Here is a 21,863-nt window from a genome sequence, read left to right as displayed (position 1 = left end):
ATCCTGGTGATAGTGGTCAATGCCGTACCAGTCAGGTTGTCCCCGTCCCTACAACCATCTCTAGAATAAAACAGCGGTGCCACTGACCAGGTGCCCTTAGATCTCGACACCTATGAAGGGTGTCTCGCGACACGGAGGAGGGAATGCGACGCTGCGCCGATCAGGTTGACTGCGGATATGACAACCGGGACAGCGATTTATTTTGTAGAGCATGTGCACTGCCGTTACTCGACACCGCTCTGGCTGGCCGTTATGTGGTGGAGGCTTTGTTAAGCAAAGGTGGCTACGCGGCAGTATTTCGTGGTATAGATCAAAATCTATCTCGTCACATTGCTATCAAGGTGCTGTTACCCAGTAAAACTACACCCAATGAACGCGATCATTTCCTGCGTGAAGCACGGATCGCTGCGACGCTGGATCACCCCAACATCGTTCCCATACTCGATTATGGCAAGGATGGCTCAAGCGTCTTTCTCGTCATGCCTTTGTATACGGTTGGCTCTTTACGAACCCGACTGGCACAGGTCAATGGCCCATTGCCGATTCAGGAGGTTACGCATAACTTCCATCAGCTCGCTCTGGCATTGTATTATGCTCATACCCGTCAACGCCCAATTATTCATCGTGATATTAAACCTGAAAATATTTTGATCCACCAGGAGGATTATCGCCTGGTGATTACTGACTTTGGCATTGCACGTTCTTTAGAACCAGGTGCCCGAGTCGGTAAGACTATTACTGTCCGCGGTACTGTGGGCTATATGGCCCCGGAACAAAGTAGCGGCATCGTTGATCCACGCAGCGATCAGTACGGTAGCGCGGTCGTGCTCTATGAGATGCTGACCGGTTACCATCCACTGGATCCAAGAGGTGGCTCTATCCCTGCGGTGACTTCTCTAAATCCTGAGTTGCCACCTATCCTGGATACTGTTATGCAGCGAGCGCTGGCAAGCCGCCCCGAAGATCGCTATGCAGATATGATGGAATTTATGCGCGCTTTTGACTATGCGTATCGACCCGGCCCTAAGTCGCGCAATTCTCTGTCTGGCTCTGCAATGGACGATGTGATTGTCTTGCCACGCCATGTAACGCATTCGTCCCAGGCCAATAACGGTACCAATTCACATCTAAGGAGCACAAATAAGGGCCAGGTACTACCCAGTAGTAGCTACAATCAGTTCAGCCAGAATATGCAGTATCAATCGCGCGCGAACGTCAGTACGGGCAGTATTCGAGAAAAGTGTCGCGAGGGTGATCAATATCTAAAACAACAGGCATACTCACAGGCCTTGATGGCTTATGAGGAGGCTCTACGTATGGATCCATTTAATTTCTATGCCTGGAATGGAAAGGGAACGGCACTCTATAATCAAGGCAATTATCGCAAGGCCCTTGAGTCCTATCAAAGAGCTACGGAGATCGAGCCAAATAATGCTGTGGTCTGGGTCAGCGCTGGCCTGGTACTAAATCGGCTGCAACGTTATCAACAGGCATTGGTCCATTTCGAAAGAGCCCTGTCGCTGGATCCTCTCTACGTCGCTGCCTGGAATGGCAAGGCTGATACACAGCTAGATATGAATATGCCTGAGGAGGCCTGGAACTCTTATGAGCAGGCACTTAAAATTGATGCTCGCAGCTTCCACGCCTGGAATGGATTGGGCAATGCTCGCTCTAGCTTGCACGATTTTAATGGGGCCGTCGATGCTTATACACGGGCGCTGTTGATCAATCCTCGCAGTGCGGTCGCCTGGTGTAATAAAGCGGAGGGATTGATCCGCCAGGGGCACAATAAAGCCGCGTTGGATGCTTTAAATGAAGCTACCGAAATGGATAAAAATTATGCTCGGGCCTGGCTATTAAAGGCTGAGGTCTATGAATCTCTGGGGAATTCGCAAGAAGCACAAAAGGCCCGTCGTCGTGCCAATCGCTGGGGCTTAAAAAATTAAGCCCCACACCCGGCAACCCGTTTTCTCATCAGCACTTGCAGCATCATTGTTGGCAGCGGAAAGCGGGTTGCCGGGTGTTTTCTGGCCTGCTTACTTGGGCAGAGCCATATGCTTGCTCTGGTTGAACTGCTCTTCACGCCTCCACTTACGGGCATAAACAAAGAGCTCACGTAAGGCACGAACAATAACCTGTGGCTTCGCGCCGGTGGCCTGCCCTTCCTGACGCGGCAAGTGCTTAACGCCAACCTGAGCATATGTATAGCCCTCGCGCTTAAACTTATACATGATCTCTGCATTAATCATGGCACCACGAGTCTCCAGATTCAGTGTCTGAAAGAATTCAGCATGATAGAGCTTAAAAGCACAGTCCAGGTCACGTACCCGCACGCCCAGGATCAGGCGCACCAGTTGTTTCCAGCCCCAGGCATTTAATTTACGCATCCAGTGATCATGGCGGGGATTGCGATAGCCCAGGACGGCGTCAAACTTTTCAATCAAGGGAAAAAAGTGTTCTAGATCGTCGATATCAAATTGCCCATCCGAGTCCATAAAAAAGACCAGATCTTTGCTGACGGTATGAAAACCGGTGACCAGGGCGGCACCATAGCCTCGGTTCTCGGAATGCTGCATCAGACGTATACGCGGCTCATCCCCGATTAAACGCTCGATAATATCGCGTGTATGATCTTTGCTTCCATCGTTCACTACCACAATCTCGAAGTCATCGGTCCACTTTTTCAAGGCAGCCACAACTGTCGTTATTGTTTTCTCAATGACAGCTTCTTCATTATAAGCTGGCAATACCACTGATAAGCTATGGGAGAGATGCACTTCATCAGCCCTGGTTGGCAGCGGTGCCACATGCTGCTCCGCTAACACACCAACCTGTGCCGGCTGGTTGTGCATAGATGACATTGCAAACATACCTGTAGCTATACTCACTAATGACATACGTTCTCCATTCCCTTCCACCACGTGAGGCAGCGCTTATATTAGACCTGCATGATCGCGCAAGGCACGAAAAGATATCATACATAATGCGTTTCATGTATCACACTATTAGTCTACCAGTGGATGCCAAAAAAACAGAACATCCTCTCTAACAGGTTCAACACACTTCCTGCCTTAGAGAGGATGGAATAGTATAATGCTTATTCAAAAATGATGTCATCTAATTGGGGCAATCCTGGCTTCAAATCTGACTTAGTATAAGGTCTATATCTGCGGGATCGATGAAATCCTAACCAGAGATGTACAAGAACAGCGCCAAGTAGCACTAAGAGGATAGTGAAGAATGTCACTAGATATGTACCCATAATGTCCCTTGCCTTCTAAGAATGACCGGAACGAGTTCTATTATATTTCCACCCACACTCACTTAGACGTAATATTTGGATTTCTATCAAACAGGATGAAATACAATGAAACACAATTATACAATATAATTGTGTTTCATGAAAATGACGCTATATTCTTTCGGGGCTTTTAAATGTTCCTCTTGGGCGCCTGCGGCGCCAGGTTGGGAGTGAGGAGAGAGTGTGAAGTGGGCGGCTGCGGCCGCCCAATACCGTTGAGAGCAGAAAAGCTCAAACATGGTGATTGCGATCGGACGACAAGCCCCTCCCTTTCATTGAGCATCCAGGCAACAAGAAAAGCGATGTCATAGGTTCGGGCCTCAGCGCCCGATTGCCGCCCCGGTAGGGCGGCCCGGTATCTGAAGCACCCCATGGTATTCGCCCTTCCTTCATGCGGTGCCCAAACACGGACCATGCGTTTGGGCACCGCGTGGGTCAAGGTAGCGGTGGCAAGAGACCGAGCGGCGAGGAGACCGGGCCCCTCTACCGGTGGGGCAATCGGGCGCTGAGGCCCGAACCTATGACATCGTCTTTCTTGTCGCTTTTTCGTACAGGAAGGGAAAAGGGGGAGCAAGCTCCCATCCCATGTTTGAGCTCAAATTCTTTTTCTCGCAACGGCATTGTGCGGCCGCCCACCACACTCTCTCCTCACCTCAAAAAATGGGCCTATTAGTGCTTGCCGGTCATCTCTATCTTTACAGGTGGGAGGAGGCTGCAGCCGCCCACCACACTTTCCACACCTGAAAGAAGGTTAGAGCCTATAGCGCTGACGCTACATCAGGATCAAGGCGTGGGAAGAGCAGGGGGCAGGGACGACCTGGCTGAGAGATACGCTCCCCCAGTCTGTGTCATGTTCCCACGCACCGGCTTGAAAAGGCGGCAATCCTAGTTGCTCATAGATACGGTGACTTGACCCGGGTATATATGAAGCCAGCAAGATGGCCAGGATGCGCGTCGCTTCAGCGGCTGAGTATAAAACAGTATCCAGGTGCTGCTCTTCGCCAGCCTGTTTAGCTAGCTTCCAGGGCTCGCTATGCTCAATATACTGGTTAACGCGGCGCACTAAACTCCAGATGGTATTCAGCCCTTGACCAATTTCCCAGTTCTCGATCGCTGCCTGAGCCTTCTGGCGTGTCGCGATAACCATATTTTGCAGTTCTACTTCAGGGATACCGGCTTCGCCAGCGCTGGGAATGTTGCCCTGACGATAGCGTTTAATCATCGAGACGACGCGGTTCAGCAGGTTTCCCAGGTCATTCCCCAGTTCATCATTATAGAAACGCAGTAAGCCAGCGCGCGAAAAGTCCCCATCCGAGGCAAACGAGAGGTTGCGCGCCAGATAGTAACGTACAGCATCGACACCAATCTTCTCAACAAGCTCAACAGGATCGATTACGTTGCCCAGGGTCTTGGAGATGCGCTGGTTTTCAATTGAGAGGAAACCATGCACGGGAATCTGCTTGGGCAGCGGCAAATCTGCTGAAAGCAGCATGGCGGGCCAGTAGAGACAATGAAAACGGGTGATATCTTTGCCGATTACATGCGCATCTGCGGGCCAGTAATGCTGAAATTTCTGCTCCTCATCAGGAAAACCTACGGCCGTTAGATAATTGGTGAGTGCATCAAACCAGACATAGATAACATGTTTAGGATCATCGGGAACTGGAATACCCCAGCCTTCAATGCCAGGGCGGACCAGGCGGGATACCGAGAAGTCACGCAGCCCCTGGTGAATCAAGGAGACTATCTCTGCTTTACGCGATGCCGGTACAATAAATTCTGGATTGGCCTCAATGTGGGCCAGTAAACGCTCGCCGTATCTGGACAATGCAAAAAAGTAGTTGTCTTCATGAAGCCATTCAGGCGACAACGAAGGGTGGTTGGGACAACGACCCCCGACTAATTCTTCGGTCGTGTAAAAAGTATTACAATTTGGACAGTACCAGCCGGAATAGGTGTCTTTATAGATATCCCCTTTGGCGACTGCGCGTCGGAACATCTCCTGCGAGGCTCGCAGGTGGCGTTCTTCGGTCGTGCGAATCCAATAATCATAAGAGATGTCCAATGCCTTCCAGGCGCGCCGGAATGTTTCATCCAGCATGTTAACCCACAGGTGCGGCTCTACCCCCTGCTCATTGGCTTTTAATAATACATGCAGGCTATTTTCATCAATGCCCATGCTAAAAAAAGTATCATGCCCACGCAATCGATGATAACGCGCCACGACATCAGCCGCGACCTTCTCCAATGCATGGCCGATATGGGGAGCGCCATTGGGATAATCGATAGCTGTCGTAATATAGTAGCTTTCTGGACTACTATTCTCCGCGCTTTCTTCTAGGTGTTGTTGTGTCATAATGCAACCCTCATCACAAATACTATGCCTCATTGCCCGCAAGCAAAAAACTCAAAAAGAAAGAGGAGCGTAGATGGTGTCATCTACGCTCCTCTTTAATATCTACACTTCTGTAGCAATCACCATCGCTGATACCCAGCATGTGGATAGTGGGAGGTAAATGACACTCTGCTGCATGCCATAGCCATCATCATCTGAGGCATAGACATCCAGAAACGCATTGCATCCATCATAGAAATAGAACCATGCTGCGTTTGTTGCAAAGTGAACTCACTCCTTATGTGACACGCTATTAACGAGTACAGCCAGGGACAGAAGATATGAATTGTAACTTCTATTGAACAGTACTTACCTTAAGTGTAGCTACAGCCGTCCTCTTTTGTCAAGTTTCTTGCCAGCCAGGTCAGGGCTTTTTCATTTTCCTCTTGGGCGCCTGCGGCGCCGGGTTGGGAGTGTGGAGTGTGTAGAGTGGGCGGCCGCGGCCGCCCACTCTATACCTGAAAAAATGTACAGTTTATCGCTTGCTCGTGATCTCTGGGCGACCATGAAAAAGCTCTGCAGCCAATAAGGATACCCATTTCTTCCATAGAAACTTGATCAACATTGTCATAAATAAACACCCAGTTAACCTCTATCATATGTTACAATAAAAAAAACCTGATCGTGTCCCCCTGGCGTCACGATCACAATGTGTATCGAGATGTGAACTATATTCTGAAGATACCAGCCCTACATAATTTCTCGCGAAAGGCTTCTAAACATGGAAGGTTCAAACACAACGATAAGGCCGGATAAGATACTTGACCTGGGGACAGAAGGCTGCAGTCGCCTGCTGGAAAATATCGCGGATGCCCTCGTCGATCTGGCCCCCGGCCAGGTTCTGCTTGTTATTGCGAATGATCCGGCCGCCCCCCTGGATATCAAGGTCTGGAGCCGTACGACGGGAAATACATTGTTACAAGCCAATCTAATCGAGAATCAATACCTTATTCAGAAAAAACGCTCCTGATAAAATTACCGGGGAATCATGAGCAAGCGAGACGATGGACATTCTTTCGGGTGTGGAGGGTGGCCGCAGCCGCCTACCACACCCTCCACACCCGGCGCCGCAGGCGCTAAAGAGGAGCAATCAAAAGCCCTGCGCAACCAGCTTCTGCCTTGTAAGGCACTACAATACTCTGGTATACTTAAGCTGTTAAATCGCGTTTTTCAAAGTTGAAAGGAGGTGCAAGTTATGAACAATATGATCATTTCTGCAATGAGGCTCTGCACTTCATTCGTTAGAGGCTGCTGCTGCTGATTCACTAATAGCTGTATATGGATTGATCTTTAGACATATAGCAAGTTCCACGCTTCTGATACAGTGTTTCTAAGGTAAGGCCTGCTGGTCAACAGACGCTCGTCGCCTTCATTTCTCTCAAGTGCATTGCCTCCATCTGTACAATCTCCATGCCTTTTTACAGAGCTGCGTGTGCTCTCTGTTTTTCACTGTTTCAAAAAAGAAGTAAGGAATAACATGCATGACCCAACCTACTTTTAAGCCCCTGTTGCTTGAGCTCTTACGCCAGGCTCAGAGCAGCCAGAATGCCTTTTTTCAGGCGTTGCCTGCTGCCGAACTGAATAATATCGGCGAACCGGACTACTGGTCTGCCAAAGACCATGTGGCCCACCTGACTTTCTGGCGGCAGCGCCTCGTACTCAAGTTGCAGGCCCTCTTGTGTCAGGAGCCACAGCCCGAGTCCTTAAACTTTGAGCAAATAAACCCTGTTGTCTTCGAAGAGAATCGCTATCGGAGCTGGTCAGAGATCCTTTCCGAATCTGATCAAGTTTATATAAACCTCATCACGATTGCCGGGCAGTTGACAGAAGAAGATCTAACAGCCTTTAATCGCTTCGACTGGGTACATGGTGGAGAGCCGCTCTATACTTCATTCATGGGCAATTGCTACGAACATACACAGATTCATCTGTCATACTACCTGAGCGAGCGTCATGAGCTTGAACGAGCTCAGGAAATATATGAAATTTGGACCAGTAGAGTCGTGGATGCTGAAGTGCCTGAAACCTTGAAAGGCTATATGCTGTATAATCTGGCCTGCTTTTACGCTACCCACACGCAATTGGAGAAGGTGGTCCCAACCTTGCAGCAAGCATTCGCACTCTATCCCGCAACCAGGGAATTCGCACGGACTGACTCAGACCTGGTTGCACTCCCACTCGATCAAATTGTGTAGTACTGCAGCCTGATTAAACAACAGGCAGGTAGCACCATAGAAACATTCTATACTGGTTACCTGCCTGTTGATGATTTAGTGGACACGCTCTACGCGCATGACGAACAGGATACCCTGAAACAGGAAGATGCAGGCGGCGAGTAAGAAGAGCGGACTGATTAGCTGCAGGAAGGTGCAGAGTAGTGCCAGCCCAAAGCAGAGCCAGAGAATGGTCTGTTCGGTGGGCAGAAATGCTCGCTTGAGCCAGAGCAGGGTTCCCAGGGCAATCATAACCAGCCCGGCGGTTGCCACATAGAAGGGCAGGATGATATGTGGCGCGGTAAACCAGGCGATGATACTGACGTGCTGGTCCATTCCACCCCCTCTACTATGGCCGAAGAAGAGTAGCGCCATCGTCAGGATGTTACAGAGCATATGCCAGCGATCCCAGCCACTAAATGGGCGCACCAGACGAAACAGTCCAACCACGAGCAGAAACAACAGGAACCACCAGACCAGTTGATTGATATCCACGGCCAGTATGCTGCCACCCAGAACAAATGAGAGCGGAGCAGAGGTAGCCCCGAAAAAGGGGAGGGCCAGTACCAGCATCAAGGTAGTGATCCAGATCATCAGGTGCTCCAGGCGCATGGCAATCAATGCCCAGTTCCAGCTCTGCAGCTTCCACCGATCTATATTATTCTCCTGCCTGGCCTGTTTGACACTGCGCCAGATTACACGCCCCAGTATGGCACCGCCGATGCCAATGATAAACCAGAGGAAAAGTACGGCCCCCACCTGATTCCCTACTACGATCTCCATCCCAACCTGCTGCGACACCATCCAGCCGGGTAAGACATGCGGATCTGCGGCTAATGCGGAGGGGGCATGGGACCAGATCGCAATCTGTAACAGGGCGGCCATCAGGGCAACCAGGTAGATGCTGATGCGTTCCAGCTGTGTGAAAAAACGGCGCGTTCGCAGGAATTGGATCAAGCCTAAAACCAGTAGCCCATAAACCACCAGCTGGTTGACATTGAGCAAAGAGACAAAAGGGGTCGCAAACAGGCTTGATAAGATCGGTACAGGAGATGCCGTCTGGGTGCTTCCTAATGTGTTTTGCAAGAGCATAGCAGGTAAGGAGAGCACAACCAGGGAAAGGCGTCCCAGGCGCGTAGAACTAGAAACGAGAAAGATCCATAATAGCGCGATGAATAGTGGTCCCCAGCCCAACAAGACATTGAATACCAGGTCTTGATTTCCCCCAGGCTTCCCTATCCAGTACATGATGGCGGCCAGCGGCGTCTGAGCCAGTTCATCAAGGCTACCCAGGTGGAGTTGCAATGCTGCTGCCGCGATAGCAACAATGAAGATCATTACGCGATCCAACCAGGCATAGGCTCTCCCCACCCGCATAAAAGAGCAGAGGGCACATCCAAATAAACATACAACCAGCAGGCCATTGATAAATTGCAGTGCCATAGCTGAGGCCCCTACAAAGAGAGCCCCCAGTGCGTCTCCACCGTGACTATACGCGAGACAGGCGTACACCAGCGCGATCAACCCAAGCGCCAGGTGGCTGGCCCAGATAGCGTATTTATCGTTGCGCCAGAGTGTGACACCAATCAATAGAAAGATGGCCGCGCCTACTACCTGGCCGAAACGGATCGAGTTTAATACCGACTGTACGTCTGAAGGCAGGAAGAGCCAGGCAGACGGCTAATAAGGCAATAATCAAGGCAGTCAATATATTGCGGGTCAGAGCATTGCGGATCATTTTATTAGTGCGCGCCAGAATAACAAGGCCCAGGAGCACTATACACAGGCACAGTAGCATCATATGTACCGAGGTATGTAGTCCGAGCAGAGCATAGATGCTGCCTCCAGTGAGGCCAATGGCGAGCGCCAGAAAGAGCAGGACAAAACGCCATGTCCAGATTGGCGGCCTGAAACTCAGGGGTAGATAGGTTGGGATGTTCTTTATCACATATAATAGCTGTGCCGGGAGGGCAACCAACCAGCGCTTGAAATGTGGAAGCGACAGCGGGGTCAGCCTGCTCTTTATGCTGCCATACAGCCGAGCCAGAAATGGAATTATGAGCAGACTTAACCAGAGACCCGGCTTGCCGGGCAGCTTATTATAACGCTGCATCCAGCCACCAAATTGCGCGGCATAGGCCGTCTTTGCATCATAAAATGGATTGCTGCTATGCATGGGTGTCGTGGTAGAAACACCATGTTGTTGCAAAGCATGCAGTTGCCAGTATACTTCATCAGCGCTGGCTGGACGTTTGGATGCGTCTGTCGCGACCAGTTGTTGGATCAGGTTGCTCAGTTCTACAGGAACCGATGGATTATAGTCCCTGACCGGCAAGAAGTGGAATGGAGTGGGTTGATTATCGCTAGGATAGCGGCCAGTCAGACAGGCAAACAGGGTAGCCCCCAGGCTATACAGGTCTGAACGTGGTGTGGTCTGACCATGACCAAACTGTTCCGGTGGCGCATAACCAACCGAACCAAATGACTCCGTATCAAAGCGCTGCCCCTGCTTAAACAGGCGCGCAATACCAAAATCGATCAGGTAGACACGCCCCTGGTTAGTAACCATCACATTGCCAGGCTTGAGGTCACGGAAAACGATCGGTGGCACATGCTCATGCAAATATCTCAAAACAGCACATAACTGCAGAGCATACCCAACAACCTGTCCGGCTGATAACCAGTCGGTCGGACTCTCTTGCAGCAATTCTAATAGCGTCTTGCCAGAGATAAATTCCATCACCAGGTATGAGCGACCATTCTCATTAAAAGCTGTATAGACCTGAGGCAGATTGGGATGTTGTAGTGAACCCAATAGACGGGCTTCGCCTTGAAAGCGTTGTTGCGCATCAGCGAGTTGCTCGGGTCGCAGGTTGATCTGGCTCATCTCCTTGATAGCCACGACACGATTATTCTCATAGGTATCAAGAGCCTGGTAGACCGCCCCCATGCCACCCTGACCAGCTAGAGCAATAATTTGATAGCGTTGGAATAAGAGAGACTGAGGTGCCAGGAACCCGGTATGGCTCAAACCAAACATGTGTTCCATCCCTTTATCTAAAACTATACCCTGACAATAACCCAGAGCATATGAATACTGTTAACTCCTGTGCGCCCCGACTCCCAGCGACAACCAGACAGGATCACACACTTATTTAGACGTACAATCCTGTGTATTTTCCAATTGCCTTTATCTCATCAATTGCACGCGCAAATGATGCTACTGCGCTACAATGTGTATACATAGGCGACACAGACCATGATAATATATATACGTCCTTGCCAGTGCTTACATTTACACATTATGATGTATCTGGGATTAAACAGGGCTTTTTCATATCCGTCCAGAGATCATTAACAAGCAATAAGATGGACATTCTTTCAGGTGTGGAGTGTGTGGTGGTGGGCGCCGCGGCCGCCCACCACCACACACTCCACACTCCCACTCCAGCACCACAGGCGTCAAAGAGGAACATGAAAAAGCCCTGCGGTTAAAAGGTTAAAATTGCTGCATTGACTTTTGAAGCATTCTCAGGTATAATTTATAGACTACATCTACAGGAGAAACGACGAGTGATAGTCTTTAATTAACCATGGATCAACCGTTTAGCACGTGTCAGGCTGTTTTTGTCTGCCCTTTCTGGCAATTCTGCCACGGAAGTTATGCTGCGGTACCTGGTGATGAAGACTTTCTTTGTTGTTAGCGACCTTTCAACCAAGAACTTCCCCTAAAAACAAGAGCACGCAGATTTTCTGCCATCATCAGTTCTCCACTCGCAGTATCATAAAACTAAAGAGCGCTTCTCAGACCTCTGGATGAGTGAATATCTGACAGCGCCCGGCAAGCCAGGACACAGCGATGCGACACACATAAACATACCCTTTACAGACAGATTTTATTCCGTCCATATGACGGAAAGGAGCCAATTTTGCCGGAACAAAATATTCCTCAACAGAGAAAAGATAATAACGAACAAAAACCGATGCGTGGTCTGCTGGCGGATGCTCCAATGCGTGCCATTCTGGTCAGCGTAGAAACCGTTGAAACCGATTGGCCGGTCAATGAGTCGCTGGACGAACTGGAGCAACTGGCATCCACGGCTGGCGTAAACTGCGTTGATCGCGTGGTCCAACGCATGGACCATCCCCATCCAGCGACCCTGCTTGGTTCAGGTAAGGTCAAAGAGTTGGCCGAACTGCTGCGCTTCCAGGACTGTGATGCAGTGATCTTTGATCTTGAGTTGCGGCCCAATCAGCATCGCAACCTGGAACGTGAGCTGGATATCCAGGTATTAGACCGTACGGCCTTGATCTTGATCATCTTCGGCCAGCGGGCCCGCACCCGCGAAGGTCGGCTACAGGTTGAACTGGCCCAGGTCGAATATGATCTACCTCGTCTGACGCGCCAGTGGTCCCACTTATCTCGACAGAGTGGTGGTGGCACCAACCAGCGTGGTGAAGGTGAGAAACAGATTGAGGTTGACCGCCGTATGCTGCGCCGGCAGAAGGATCAGCTGCAAGAAGAGTTGGAGCTGGTACGTAGCCAGCGTCAACTGCACCGTGAGCGCCGCAAATATGCGGGTGCCCCGGTAGTTGCCCTGGTCGGCTATACCAATGCTGGTAAATCTACCATGCTGAACCGGCTGGCAGGTTCTGACACGCTGGCAGAGGACAAGCTGTTCGCGACGCTGGACCCGACCACACGCCGGGTACGCCTGGCTGGTGGGCAAGAGATACTGTTCTCAGATACAGTAGGATTTGTCCAGCGCCTACCAACAACGCTGGTAGCGGCTTTCCGTGCTACCCTGGAAGAGGTGGCGGAAGCCGACCTGCTGGTACACGTGGTCGATGCATCCCACCCTCATGTACAGCATCAGATCGAGGCGGTCGAGCAGGTGCTGGAAGAGATCGGGGGCGGTGGCCTGCCCATGGTGCTGGCACTCAACAAAGCGGATCTCTTGCCTGAGGACCATCAGTTGGAGATCACAGGTATTGCCGCCACGCTACCCAAAGTAGAAGTCTCGGCCATGCAGGGAACCGGCGTGGAGAGCCTGCTGCGCTGTATTAGCGAGACCCTGGTAGAGCAATTTGTGGCCCTGGATGTGCTGATCCCGTATCAGCATGGTGAGCTGGTAGCTCAATTCCACCAGTATGGTACCATTGAGCTTGAGGAATATGAAGAGGGAGGCACCCACCTCCGTGGACATATGCCCCAGAATCACAGTGGTCCATTCGGTGCCTTCCAATTGGAAACCAAACCGGCCAAAAAGCCCAGGCTCTCCAGAAAATCTAAACTGGAAGAGTTTGAGCAGGGAGCATCCAAACAAGACGAGCCCGAACAAGAAGAGTCTATCGTTTCATAATTTTAAGGCTGTGTAGCCTGTTGTTACATAGCAAGCGGGTGAGCTTAGCTAGCTACAAGCAAGCGACGCTCACCCGCTTGCTTTTGAAGAGCTAGAAAGAACTAGACAATGACAGAGACACGAGATAGCTTTAATGGTCTGGGATTGGGATTGGGCAACCTTTCCCGCCTCTCACACGCGAAAACACGCTCGATCAGTGCTGAAAACTTTAGTGGCGAAAAAGGCCAGGCAGGTATGGCAACTGAAGGCACGGGCGCTTTCCATGCCCGCGACCTGGGTCGGGGTTGGAAGGTTTCGCCTTCGATTAAAATCGCGCCACACAGTACCTTTACCCTGGCTGAGATTGAGGGTTCAGGAGCCATCCAGCATATCTGGATGACAACCTATCCAGGCCACTGGCGACAATTGATCCTGCGCGCCTACTGGGATGGCGAAGAGGCCCCCTCGATCGAATGCCCCTACGGTGATTTCTTTGCCAGTGGTTGGGGTGAGCGCTGCAATATTAGCTCGCTACCCATCGCCGTCAATCCAGCTGGCGGCATGAACTCATACTGGGAAATGCCTTTCCGCCAGGGTGCACGCTGGACCATCGAGAACCTCAGCGATGCAGAGGCGGTCCTCTATTTTCAAATTACCTATACCTTGACCGAGGTCCCTGAGGATGCAGGCTATTTCCACACTCAGTGGCGGCGCAGTAATCCACTGGGCTATAAAGAGGTCCATACCCTGCTGGACAACGTCAAGGGCAGCGGACATTATGTGGGCACCTATCTGGCCTGGCAAGTCAATAATCGCGGCTGGTGGGGCGAGGGCGAGATCAAATTTTATCTGGATGGAGATCAGGAGTTCCCGACCATCTGCGGCACCGGGACCGAGGATTATTTTGGAGGGGCCTGGAACTTTGAGCATCCACAGGGTGAATATGGAACCTACTCCACCCCCTTCCTCGGACTCCCACAGGTCATCAAACCAGACGGACTCTATAGCAGCCAGCAGCGCTTTGGTATGTATCGCTGGCACATTATGGACCCGATCCGTTTTGATGAGGATCTGCGCGTAACCATTCAGGCGCTGGGCTGGCGTAGTGGTGGTCGCTATCTACCATTACAAGATGATATTGCCTCGGTCGCCTACTGGTACCAAAATGAACCCCATACACCCCATCCAGCCCTCCCCGAACTGGATGGACTGGAAATCATCTAAAACAGCACTGCTTAACGCGTCCACGGCGCTTTGCTTTCCTGGTTTGAGGTGGAGAGGCGGCTGGGATCGCCTCTCCACCTCAAACCAGGAAAGCATGATGTTATCTCAGAGTGCTCATGGCAATTTCAAACGTGCACGACGCTGGCGGGTCGCTTCGTATAATAGGATCGAGGTGGCGCAGGCAACATTAAATGAAGAGGCCGAGCCAGCCATAGGAATACTAACCACGGTATCGCACAACTCGCGATAGGCGGCACTCATCCCCCAGGTTTCATTGCCGACCACCAGCAAAGTCGGCTGCACAAAATCATGCTCAGTCAGCTCGCAATCACCTTTTTCATCGCTTCCCACCACATGGACACTCCCCAGTCGCTGCCGGATATTCTCGATCCAGGGCGACAACTCTTTTTGCGAAGGGAGACGCACCACAGGGAGCGCAAAGAAAGATCCCGTCGTAGCACTGATAGTCTCCGGATCATAGAGATCCACACTATGGCCAGTGATTACCATGCCATCCACCCCCAGGGCATCACACGAACGAATAATTGTACCCAGATTACCCGGACTAGAGGGACGATCGAAGACCACCACCAGCAGATCATCTTTCAACGGAATGCGCTCTAGATCATCCTCAGGCATCGTAACCAGGGCAATGAGCTCCGAAGGTTCAGCTTTATTGCTCAATTTAGCATGCAGGTACCAGGGCAATTCATAATGCACCTCAGCCTGCGAATCACGCAAAATATTTTCAGCCCAATCCGATAAAGGTTTATCGCGTGAATATAAGAAGGCGCGCACCGGCCATTTATACTGCAAAGCCTGATTAATGGGCCGCACCCCTTCAACAAAAAACTCCCGCTGCCGCAGCCGCTTCTCGCGCTTGCGCCGCAACGTCTCAGCATATTGAAAATCATTATTCTCAGAATGTATCTTAACAACACGTGGTCGTATACGCTGTTTCATCCCTTTACACACCCTCTCTCAATATGGCTGCCCATATCATACACTATCGCAACCCCAAAGCAAATTTGCTGGCTCTCCCCCACAAGGACGGAGAGAGTTTTTCTTTAATCATGCTGCACCTGATAAATTTTGCTTTAATTGTGCTGTTTCCGCTTATTTTTAATGAGGTGTGCTAAAAATGAGCACGGCGCATTTTTAGCACACCTCATTAAAAATAAGCGGGCGCGAATGCGCACGCCCACAAACACAAAAGTAGAGAAGCACCAGCCTCCCGGCTGATGCCTCTCTACTTCTCAAGTTCTTAAATTCTTAAGTTCTTATTCTACGTTGACCGGGAGGCCGGTTTTGGCTGATTCGATGGCAGCAAACATCAAGGCCAGTGTCTTGAGATTGTCTCTACCTGAGGTTTCAGGGATGCTGTTGGTATTGACAGCTTCGACAAACGCGGCCAGGCTACCAGAACGGTCCAGCGCCTCTAACGCAGGCAACTCAACGATATTCAGCTTGCTTTCGCCAAGTAAGCGTATCGCCGCTGCCTCGGGCAGCTCGCCACGACTGGTCCAGATCAATTCGCCCTTTTCGCCTTCCATGTGCCATTCGCCAGCCCAGTTGGTCTGGGGAGCGGTACTCACCCAGCTACCACGGTAGCTGACAACGGCACCACCATCAAACGTGATGGTCAAAGCACCTTCAGCAGGCTCATCATATTTGCTCCAGGGAGCATTCCAGGTTTTGCAAGTGACCTGTACTGGCTCCTGACCAATCACCAGGCGCATCAGATCGAAGTGGTGAATCGACATATCGGCCAGTAGAGGCTCCCAGATATGATAGTGGCGGTTCTCAGCCACCGGCGCGGTGTTATCATAGCGGCGGAAATCGATGTTGATACTACCAAGGCGACCGATTGTCTGGTCAGCAACCACTTTGGCCGCGGCCCGAGCCGCAGGCTCAAAACGATAATTCTGGCTGATCATTAAGATACGACCACGCTGCTCGGCCAGCTCTACTAATTCGCGGGCCTCGGCCACAGTAGGAGCAAATGGCTTCTCCATCAACACATGCTTATCAGCCAACAAGGCTGTGCGAGCACTGGGCACGTGACCCGGCAGGCTAGCCGTTACCAGCACAGCATCCGCCTCAACGGTCTTGAGTGCCTCATCCAGGGAAGTAAAACAACGCTCAGCAGGCAGTTCCAGACGCTCACGCGCCGCCTCCAGCGAAGGGGCGTCGATCTCAACCCACGCGGTAGTCTCGACATCTTCATTTTTAGCAACAACGGCACGGGCCCAATTTTGACCCCATCCACCAAGTCCAACCTGAATAATTCGTAGTGTCATGATTGTTATGATTCTCTCTAATTGCATTACAGCGAGGTAGCGATTAGTAAATCACTGTTGTGCCTGTGCACTGCTCGCCCAGTGAATATGACGATAGTTTCAAAAACAATCAACGGGGCCATTCACGTAGCTCAGCTGATTGCTATTAGGTGTGCCACTATTATCGCACCAAGCCCAGGCATTGTATAGACCTCAACCGATCTAAAAAGCAGGCATTATTTTCTTTGCCTGCCTTTTTAGATCGACAGATAATGCCCTAGCGGGTGAAGGCAGCGGGCACGCCCCATCTACGGTGATCATGCAACCGGTGGTTTTGGCGGATTTGGAGGAGGCCAGGAATGTAATCGATTGGGCGATATCGTCAGGGAAGATATTGACCAGCAGGGTCGTTCGCTTGCGGTAATATTCATCCAACTGGTCTGGCTTAATTCCATAGGCTGCGGCGCGCTCGTTGCGCCAGCGCGAGCTCCAGATGGTCGATCCTTGCAATACTGCATCGGGCAGGACAGAGTTGACGCGGATACCGAACTCGCCGCCTTCGGCAGCAATACAGCGGGCCAGGTGGGCCTCGGCGGCTTTGGCAGTGCTATAAGCGGCCGCGTTTTTCCCGGCATAGACGGCGTTTTTCGAAGTAATAAAGACCATACTGCCACCGGTACCCTGGGTTTTCATCAGGCGGAAGGCTTCGCGGGCAACCAGAAAATAGCCGGTGGCCAGGATGTTGATATTGAAATTCCAGTCCTTCAGTGAGGTTTCATCAAATGGGCTGGAGGCGGCAATGCCGGCGTTGTTCACCAGGTGGTCTACTCCACCATAAGCTAAAATTGTTTCGGCAAAACTAGCAATAACAGCATTTTCATCAGTGACGTCGACCTTGACAGAGAGGGCACGGCCCTCACCATATTTAGCATTAAGTTCATCAGCAACCTTCTGTGCCCCTTCCAGGTTGATATCGGCCAGGACTACATGGGCGCCTTGATCGAGGAAATGGCGCGCGGTAGCACTACCAATACCACCCGCGCCACCAGTAATCAGGACTACCTGGCGTGAAAATTCGGCTTCGGGCGGCTGCAAGGTCAGTTTGTAGAGTTCCAGGGGCCAGTACTCGATGGCGTAGGATTCTGCGGCATTCAACGAGGTGAAAGTTCCCAGGGCCTCGGTTCCCTTCATGACAGAGATGGCCCGCTGGTATAGGGCATCGCTGATCTGCGCCAGCGCGCGCGATTTTCCAGTATTGATCATGCCGACACCAGGGATCAAAATGACACGTGGGGCTGGCGTGGTCATAGTATCGCTAACACTTTTGTGTTGCTGGAAATACTCTACATAATCCTGCTTATACGCGGCAATGCCAGCTTTGACCTGCTCGATCAGGCCCGCTCCATCTTCGGCCCGGGGGCTCCAATCGACAAACAATGGTACACGCTTGGTATGGACTAAGTGATCGGGACAGGCGGCACCGATCTGGGAGAGTTGGGCTGCATTGGCGCTGTTAACGAACTGGAGAATTTCAGGACTATCATTATAGGTGGTCAGCATGCGTTGCTCGCGGCTGACTTCCCCACGGATTACGGGAAGGACCTGGACCAGCAGGTTGCGCCGCTCTTCGGCTGAGAGGGATTGGTATTTCTGGCCACCAAAGAGGGGTTGGTTGCGCGCGGCGGCCTGCGCTTCAATATAGCGCTGAGCCTCGTTGATAATCGAGATGGTATGGAAATAGCATTCTTCACTGGTATCACCCCAGGTCACCAGGCCATGTTTCTCCATCAGGACCAGTTCGGCGTTGGGATTACTGCTTACCGCGTCGGCGATCATCTTTGATAATGAAAAACCTGGACGGATATAAGGGACCCAGACAAAACGGTCGCCATAGATCTGTTGGGCGAGCTCTTTGCCACCTTCAGTACAACACAGGCTGATGATGGCGTCTGGATGGGTATGATCAACGTGCTTGTATGGTAAGAAGGCATGCAAGAGCGTCTCGATCGAAGGACGAGGATGTTTCGCATCTAACATGCAGTGTCCCAGATAAGCGACCATATCTTCGTCGGACATCTGCTCGCGCTCTAGCAGTGGATGAATGTCCTCCAAATTGAGGGCAGTAAAGTGCCGGGCCTCCATGGTTGCCAGGTCAGAGCCGCTGCCTTTTACCCATAAGACCTCCGCATCCCGGCCACGAAAATCCTTTTCGACCGTCTTAATTGAGGTGTTGCCACCACCCCAGTTGGCTACTGAGCGATCACTGCCCAGTAGATGAGAGCGATAAACCAGCTCTTCCAGAGCCGTATGGGCCTGCGCCGCTGCTGCTTTGTCCCAGGCATTTGTTACCATGTGCGTCTCCTTCTTCATACAAAAGTAAAAATAGTTCTGTGCATAAAAATAATCGGGCTGTGCTCAAAAATAAAATGGATCACAGTGCTCATACCCCAGCCCATTTGTTTCGTTTTATTTCATTTCGATACTTTTTGTAGCCATTTGACAACCACATTGGTTTCAAATCGCACACTTATTGGGTACCATATTAACCGCATCTTTGTCAAGTGACATTTCGTTCTTTTCTTGTACACAATTTCACGCGAGCTTTATTCTTTTATTTTGTTGTTGCACTTTCTTATGTTAACAACCTGGAATCTTACGTCAGCCCGAAGAGAAAGAGGGCATCTGTAGTGGGGATTTGAGGGGTAAAAATGTTGGGAACCCAACTTTTGCCCCTGCCATTCTCGAAAAAAATAGTGTACACTGCTCTTTAAATAGAGGCTCAGTGTATAAGCCTGGGCGTAAAATAGCATTAGAAGGACGGTTAGAGCATAATGCCCCGAACCAAGATAGGTATCATCGGTTGTGGCAAAATTAGCGGCATTTACCTGGAAGCCGGTAAACATTTTGAGAATATAGAGGTCGCCGCCTGCGCGGACATTGATATGAATCGTGCCCGCAGCCAGGCTGCTGCATATGGTATTCCTCGGGCATGTACAGTCGAAGAGATCCTGGCCGATCCCGAGATCGAAATTATTGTCAATCTTACGATTCCAAAGGTTCATGCCGAAGTGGCGCTGGCCGCGATTGAGGCTGGTAAATCTGTTTACGGCGAGAAGCCCCTGGCCGTTAATCGCGCGGAAGGCCGGCAGATTTTAGCTGCGGCCCGGACAAAAGGGGTGCGTGTAGGGAGTGCGCCCGATACGTTCCTGGGGGGCGGCCTGCAGACCTGCCGCAAATTGATCGATGACGGAGCGATTGGTGAGCCGGTCTCGGTCAGTGCCGCGATGCTGTGCCATGGTCATGAGAACTGGCATCCAGATCCTGAGTTCTACTATCAGCCAGGGGGTGGTCCACTTTTTGACATGGGACCTTATTATTTGACGGCCCTCGTTTCAATGCTTGGTCCAATTCGTCGGGTTACCGGATCGGCGCGGGTAACCTTCCCTGAACGGGTCATTACCAGCCAGCCTAAAAATGGCCAGAAGATCCAGGTCAAGACACCTACCCATATTGCGGGCGTGATGGATTTCGCGAGTGGCGCGGTGGGGACATTGGTGACCAGTTTCGATGTCTGGGCAGCCAATATCCCTTTAATCGAAATCTATGGAACGGAGGGCACATTGAGTGTGCCAGATCCAAATAGCTTCGGTGGGCCGGTCAAAATCTGGACCTTAAAAGATCGACAGTGGCACGATGTTGAGCTGACCCATGGCTATACTGAGAACAGTCGTGGATTAGGCGTGTCTGATATGGCCCAGGCACTGCGCAGCGGTCGAGCACACCGGGCCAATGGAGAGCTGGCCTATCATGTGCTGGATGCGATGCAAGCTTACCTGGATGCCTCGCTTGAGAATAAACATATTGAGCTGGAAAGCAGCTGTGAACGCCCTGCAGCCTTGCCCGTCGGGCTGGCCAATGGACAAATAGATCATTAGTAGATCGATAAAAGTATATGTGCACTGACGTGCCCGAACTTATTTTATTGTGTGTTACAGAAAATATGCTGCGCATATTTTCTGTAACACACAATAATCTTTAAAAGAGCTTAGAGCGGTAGGGCTTCGTATAAACGCCATTCGGGATTGAGTTCGATCTGGCCATAGGGTTTTTCGCCGGCGGCGCCTGAGCGCAAACCGATGCGCGTTTTTTTGCCGTCGACCAGCACCCAGAGATCGTTGCGATAATCGTAGGAACAATCCTGCAACCAGCTGGTTTGCGCGTCTACTTCCGCTTCAATCGTACCTTTAAGTCCTTTAATATTTACCAGCAGTCCACGTCCACGGCCGGTGTCGGCAATGGTGACGTAGTCTTCATTGAGAATACGCACCGAATGTGGATGATCCAGCCCATCGAGGACGACCTGCCAGTTACCACTTTCACGGTCGATGGCGATGACCGTTCCCTGGTGGAAAAGGGTGGCCAGGATCGTGCCATTGGGTAGCTCGGATACAGAGTTGACGTGTGTGGTCTGGGCTAAGGTACCAAATTTGACGCCGCGATAATCTTCATCTTTATTAAGATAGCGGGGCTCTCCATTTGGTGTCAGCTCAAAACCGTGCTCGACGGCCCACCAGTCCCAGAGGCGCTCTCCGTTCGGCGAGAACTCAACGATGACATCCAGGCCTGTACTGGCTACCAGGTAACCACGCTGGCTACGCGATAGGGAGTGCAATAAGTTAAAGGAAGGTAGACTAATTGTTGGAGACGCTACTAAGGAGAGGTCGCGCGCTACACGGTGTACGTCATACATGGTCGCGACAAGAAAGCCATCGTCTGCTGGCACTATACCTGCGGGCATCGACATATCCCGGGTGGCCTTGATCTCGCCTTTGTCGTTGAGTAAGCAGAGTAAACCACCCTGATCCTCCTTCGGCTTTTGCAGGCTACCCAGTACAGTGACGGGACATTCGGTCTGTTGCTCTTCCTGCGACTGCTTGTTGGCGGCCCAGTGATTTTTCAACAAAGAATGCTTCGTCGAGATGCAACTCAGGAGAAAATCCATGTGTTTACTCCTTACATATTTCCATGTAATTCAATGTCCAATTGCCATAAAAAGGTTGACAGAGTGATCCTCTGGCCTTATAGTAAATACAACTACTAGTTTGTTGA

The 21,863-nt window shown here is 51.1% G+C and carries 13 protein-coding genes and 1 pseudogene; 6 read left to right on the top strand and 8 right to left on the bottom strand.

Annotation, left to right across the window (positions count from 1 at the left end; all coding sequences use genetic code 11):
* The first annotated feature begins 143 nt into the window (after window positions 1-143).
* Entirely contained in the window at window positions 144-1,946 is a 1,803-nt protein-coding gene (locus tag EL645_RS17240) for a serine/threonine-protein kinase (protein ID WP_126551665.1), read from the top strand.
* 90 nt (window positions 1,947-2,036) lie between these two features.
* On the opposite strand, the gene EL645_RS17235 is transcribed toward EL645_RS17240, so the two are convergent.
* On the bottom strand, window positions 2,037-2,897 hold the full coding sequence (locus EL645_RS17235) for a glycosyltransferase family 2 protein (RefSeq protein ID WP_246035390.1): 861 nt from the start codon (window positions 2,895-2,897) through the stop codon (window positions 2,037-2,039).
* A gap of 1,176 nt (window positions 2,898-4,073) precedes the next feature.
* Window positions 4,074-5,657 (bottom strand): methionine--tRNA ligase, encoded by a 1,584-nt coding sequence (gene metG / locus EL645_RS17230; RefSeq protein WP_161977433.1) that lies wholly within the window; start codon window positions 5,655-5,657, stop codon window positions 4,074-4,076.
* Window positions 5,658-6,417: 760 nt separating this feature from the next.
* Between metG and EL645_RS17225 the strand changes: the two genes are divergently transcribed.
* Complete coding sequence (locus EL645_RS17225) at window positions 6,418-6,666, top strand: sulfurtransferase TusA family protein (RefSeq protein WP_126551663.1); 249 nt, start codon at window positions 6,418-6,420, stop codon at window positions 6,664-6,666.
* Window positions 6,667-7,177: 511 nt separating this feature from the next.
* Window positions 7,178-7,891 (top strand): TPR end-of-group domain-containing protein, encoded by a 714-nt coding sequence (locus EL645_RS17220; protein ID WP_126551662.1) that lies wholly within the window; start codon window positions 7,178-7,180, stop codon window positions 7,889-7,891.
* A 75-nt stretch (window positions 7,892-7,966) separates the two neighbouring features.
* On the opposite strand, the gene EL645_RS17215 is transcribed toward EL645_RS17220, so the two are convergent.
* Window positions 7,967-9,499 carry a hypothetical protein gene (locus EL645_RS17215; RefSeq protein ID WP_126551661.1) on the bottom strand — a complete coding sequence of 511 codons (1,533 nt, stop codon included), beginning with the start codon at window positions 9,497-9,499 and terminating at the stop codon, window positions 7,967-7,969.
* Complete coding sequence (locus EL645_RS17210; protein ID WP_161977432.1) at window positions 9,468-10,949, bottom strand: serine/threonine-protein kinase; 1,482 nt, start codon at window positions 10,947-10,949, stop codon at window positions 9,468-9,470. Before EL645_RS17210 ends, EL645_RS17215 begins: the two co-directional genes overlap by 32 nt.
* Window positions 10,950-11,838: 889 nt before the next feature.
* On the opposite strand from EL645_RS17210, the gene hflX reads away from it, so the two are divergent.
* Both hflX and EL645_RS17200 read left to right on the top strand, forming a co-directional pair.
* Window positions 11,839-13,272, top strand: a complete 1,434-nt coding sequence (gene hflX, locus EL645_RS17205) for a GTPase HflX (RefSeq protein ID WP_218031888.1) — start codon at window positions 11,839-11,841, stop codon at window positions 13,270-13,272.
* 108 nt (window positions 13,273-13,380) lie between these two features.
* Entirely contained in the window at window positions 13,381-14,475 is a 1,095-nt protein-coding gene (locus EL645_RS17200) for a glycoside hydrolase family 172 protein (protein WP_126551659.1), read from the top strand.
* Window positions 14,476-14,589: 114 nt separating this feature from the next.
* On the opposite strand, the gene EL645_RS17195 is transcribed toward EL645_RS17200, so the two are convergent.
* The 3 genes and pseudogenes from EL645_RS17195 to EL645_RS17185 form a co-directional block, all read right to left on the bottom strand.
* The gene (locus EL645_RS17195) at window positions 14,590-15,438 is read right to left on the bottom strand and encodes an RNA methyltransferase (RefSeq protein WP_126551658.1); all 849 of its coding nucleotides are present in this window, start codon (window positions 15,436-15,438) and stop codon (window positions 14,590-14,592) included.
* 317 nt (window positions 15,439-15,755) lie between these two features.
* Window positions 15,756-16,775 carry a Gfo/Idh/MocA family protein gene (locus EL645_RS17190; RefSeq protein ID WP_126551657.1) on the bottom strand — a complete coding sequence of 340 codons (1,020 nt, stop codon included), beginning with the start codon at window positions 16,773-16,775 and terminating at the stop codon, window positions 15,756-15,758.
* A 256-nt stretch (window positions 16,776-17,031) separates the two neighbouring features.
* Window positions 17,032-19,106, bottom strand: a pseudogene (locus tag EL645_RS17185) (bifunctional aldolase/short-chain dehydrogenase).
* A gap of 479 nt (window positions 19,107-19,585) precedes the next feature.
* On the opposite strand from EL645_RS17185, the gene EL645_RS17180 reads away from it, so the two are divergent.
* The gene (locus EL645_RS17180; RefSeq protein WP_174845303.1) at window positions 19,586-20,689 is read left to right on the top strand and encodes a Gfo/Idh/MocA family protein; all 1,104 of its coding nucleotides are present in this window, start codon (window positions 19,586-19,588) and stop codon (window positions 20,687-20,689) included.
* A gap of 110 nt (window positions 20,690-20,799) precedes the next feature.
* Here EL645_RS17180 and EL645_RS17175 read toward each other — a convergent pair whose 3' ends face one another.
* Window positions 20,800-21,756 (bottom strand): aryl-sulfate sulfotransferase, encoded by a 957-nt coding sequence (locus EL645_RS17175; RefSeq protein ID WP_126551655.1) that lies wholly within the window; start codon window positions 21,754-21,756, stop codon window positions 20,800-20,802.
* Window positions 21,757-21,863: the final 107 nt, after the last annotated feature.

It is taken from the genome of Dictyobacter kobayashii (assembly GCF_003967555.1).
GTDB lineage: Bacteria > Chloroflexota > Ktedonobacteria > Ktedonobacterales > Ktedonobacteraceae > Dictyobacter > Dictyobacter kobayashii.
This window is presented reverse-complemented; position numbering and strand designations above follow the sequence as displayed.

Bases quoted from the DNA above. Each gene is read 5' to 3' on its own strand.
- EL645_RS17220 (WP_126551662.1), top strand. From the start codon at position 7,178: ATGACCCAACCTACTTTTAAGCCCCTGTTGCTTGAGCTCTTACGCCAG.
- EL645_RS17175 (WP_126551655.1), bottom strand. From the start codon at position 21,756: ATGGATTTTCTCCTGAGTTGCATCTCGACGAAGCATTCTTTGTTGAAA.
- EL645_RS17235 (WP_246035390.1), bottom strand. From the start codon at position 2,897: ATGTCATTAGTGAGTATAGCTACAGGTATGTTTGCAATGTCATCTATG.
- EL645_RS17240 (WP_126551665.1), top strand. From the start codon at position 144: ATGCGACGCTGCGCCGATCAGGTTGACTGCGGATATGACAACCGGGAC.
- EL645_RS17200 (WP_126551659.1), top strand. From the start codon at position 13,381: ATGACAGAGACACGAGATAGCTTTAATGGTCTGGGATTGGGATTGGGC.
- EL645_RS17180 (WP_174845303.1), top strand. From the start codon at position 19,586: ATGCCCCGAACCAAGATAGGTATCATCGGTTGTGGCAAAATTAGCGGC.
- EL645_RS17210 (WP_161977432.1), bottom strand. From the start codon at position 10,949: ATGTTTGGTTTGAGCCATACCGGGTTCCTGGCACCTCAGTCTCTCTTA.
- EL645_RS17195 (WP_126551658.1), bottom strand. From the start codon at position 15,438: ATGAAACAGCGTATACGACCACGTGTTGTTAAGATACATTCTGAGAAT.
- EL645_RS17225 (WP_126551663.1), top strand. From the start codon at position 6,418: ATGGAAGGTTCAAACACAACGATAAGGCCGGATAAGATACTTGACCTG.
- EL645_RS17190 (WP_126551657.1), bottom strand. From the start codon at position 16,775: ATGACACTACGAATTATTCAGGTTGGACTTGGTGGATGGGGTCAAAAT.
- metG (WP_161977433.1), bottom strand. From the start codon at position 5,657: ATGACACAACAACACCTAGAAGAAAGCGCGGAGAATAGTAGTCCAGAA.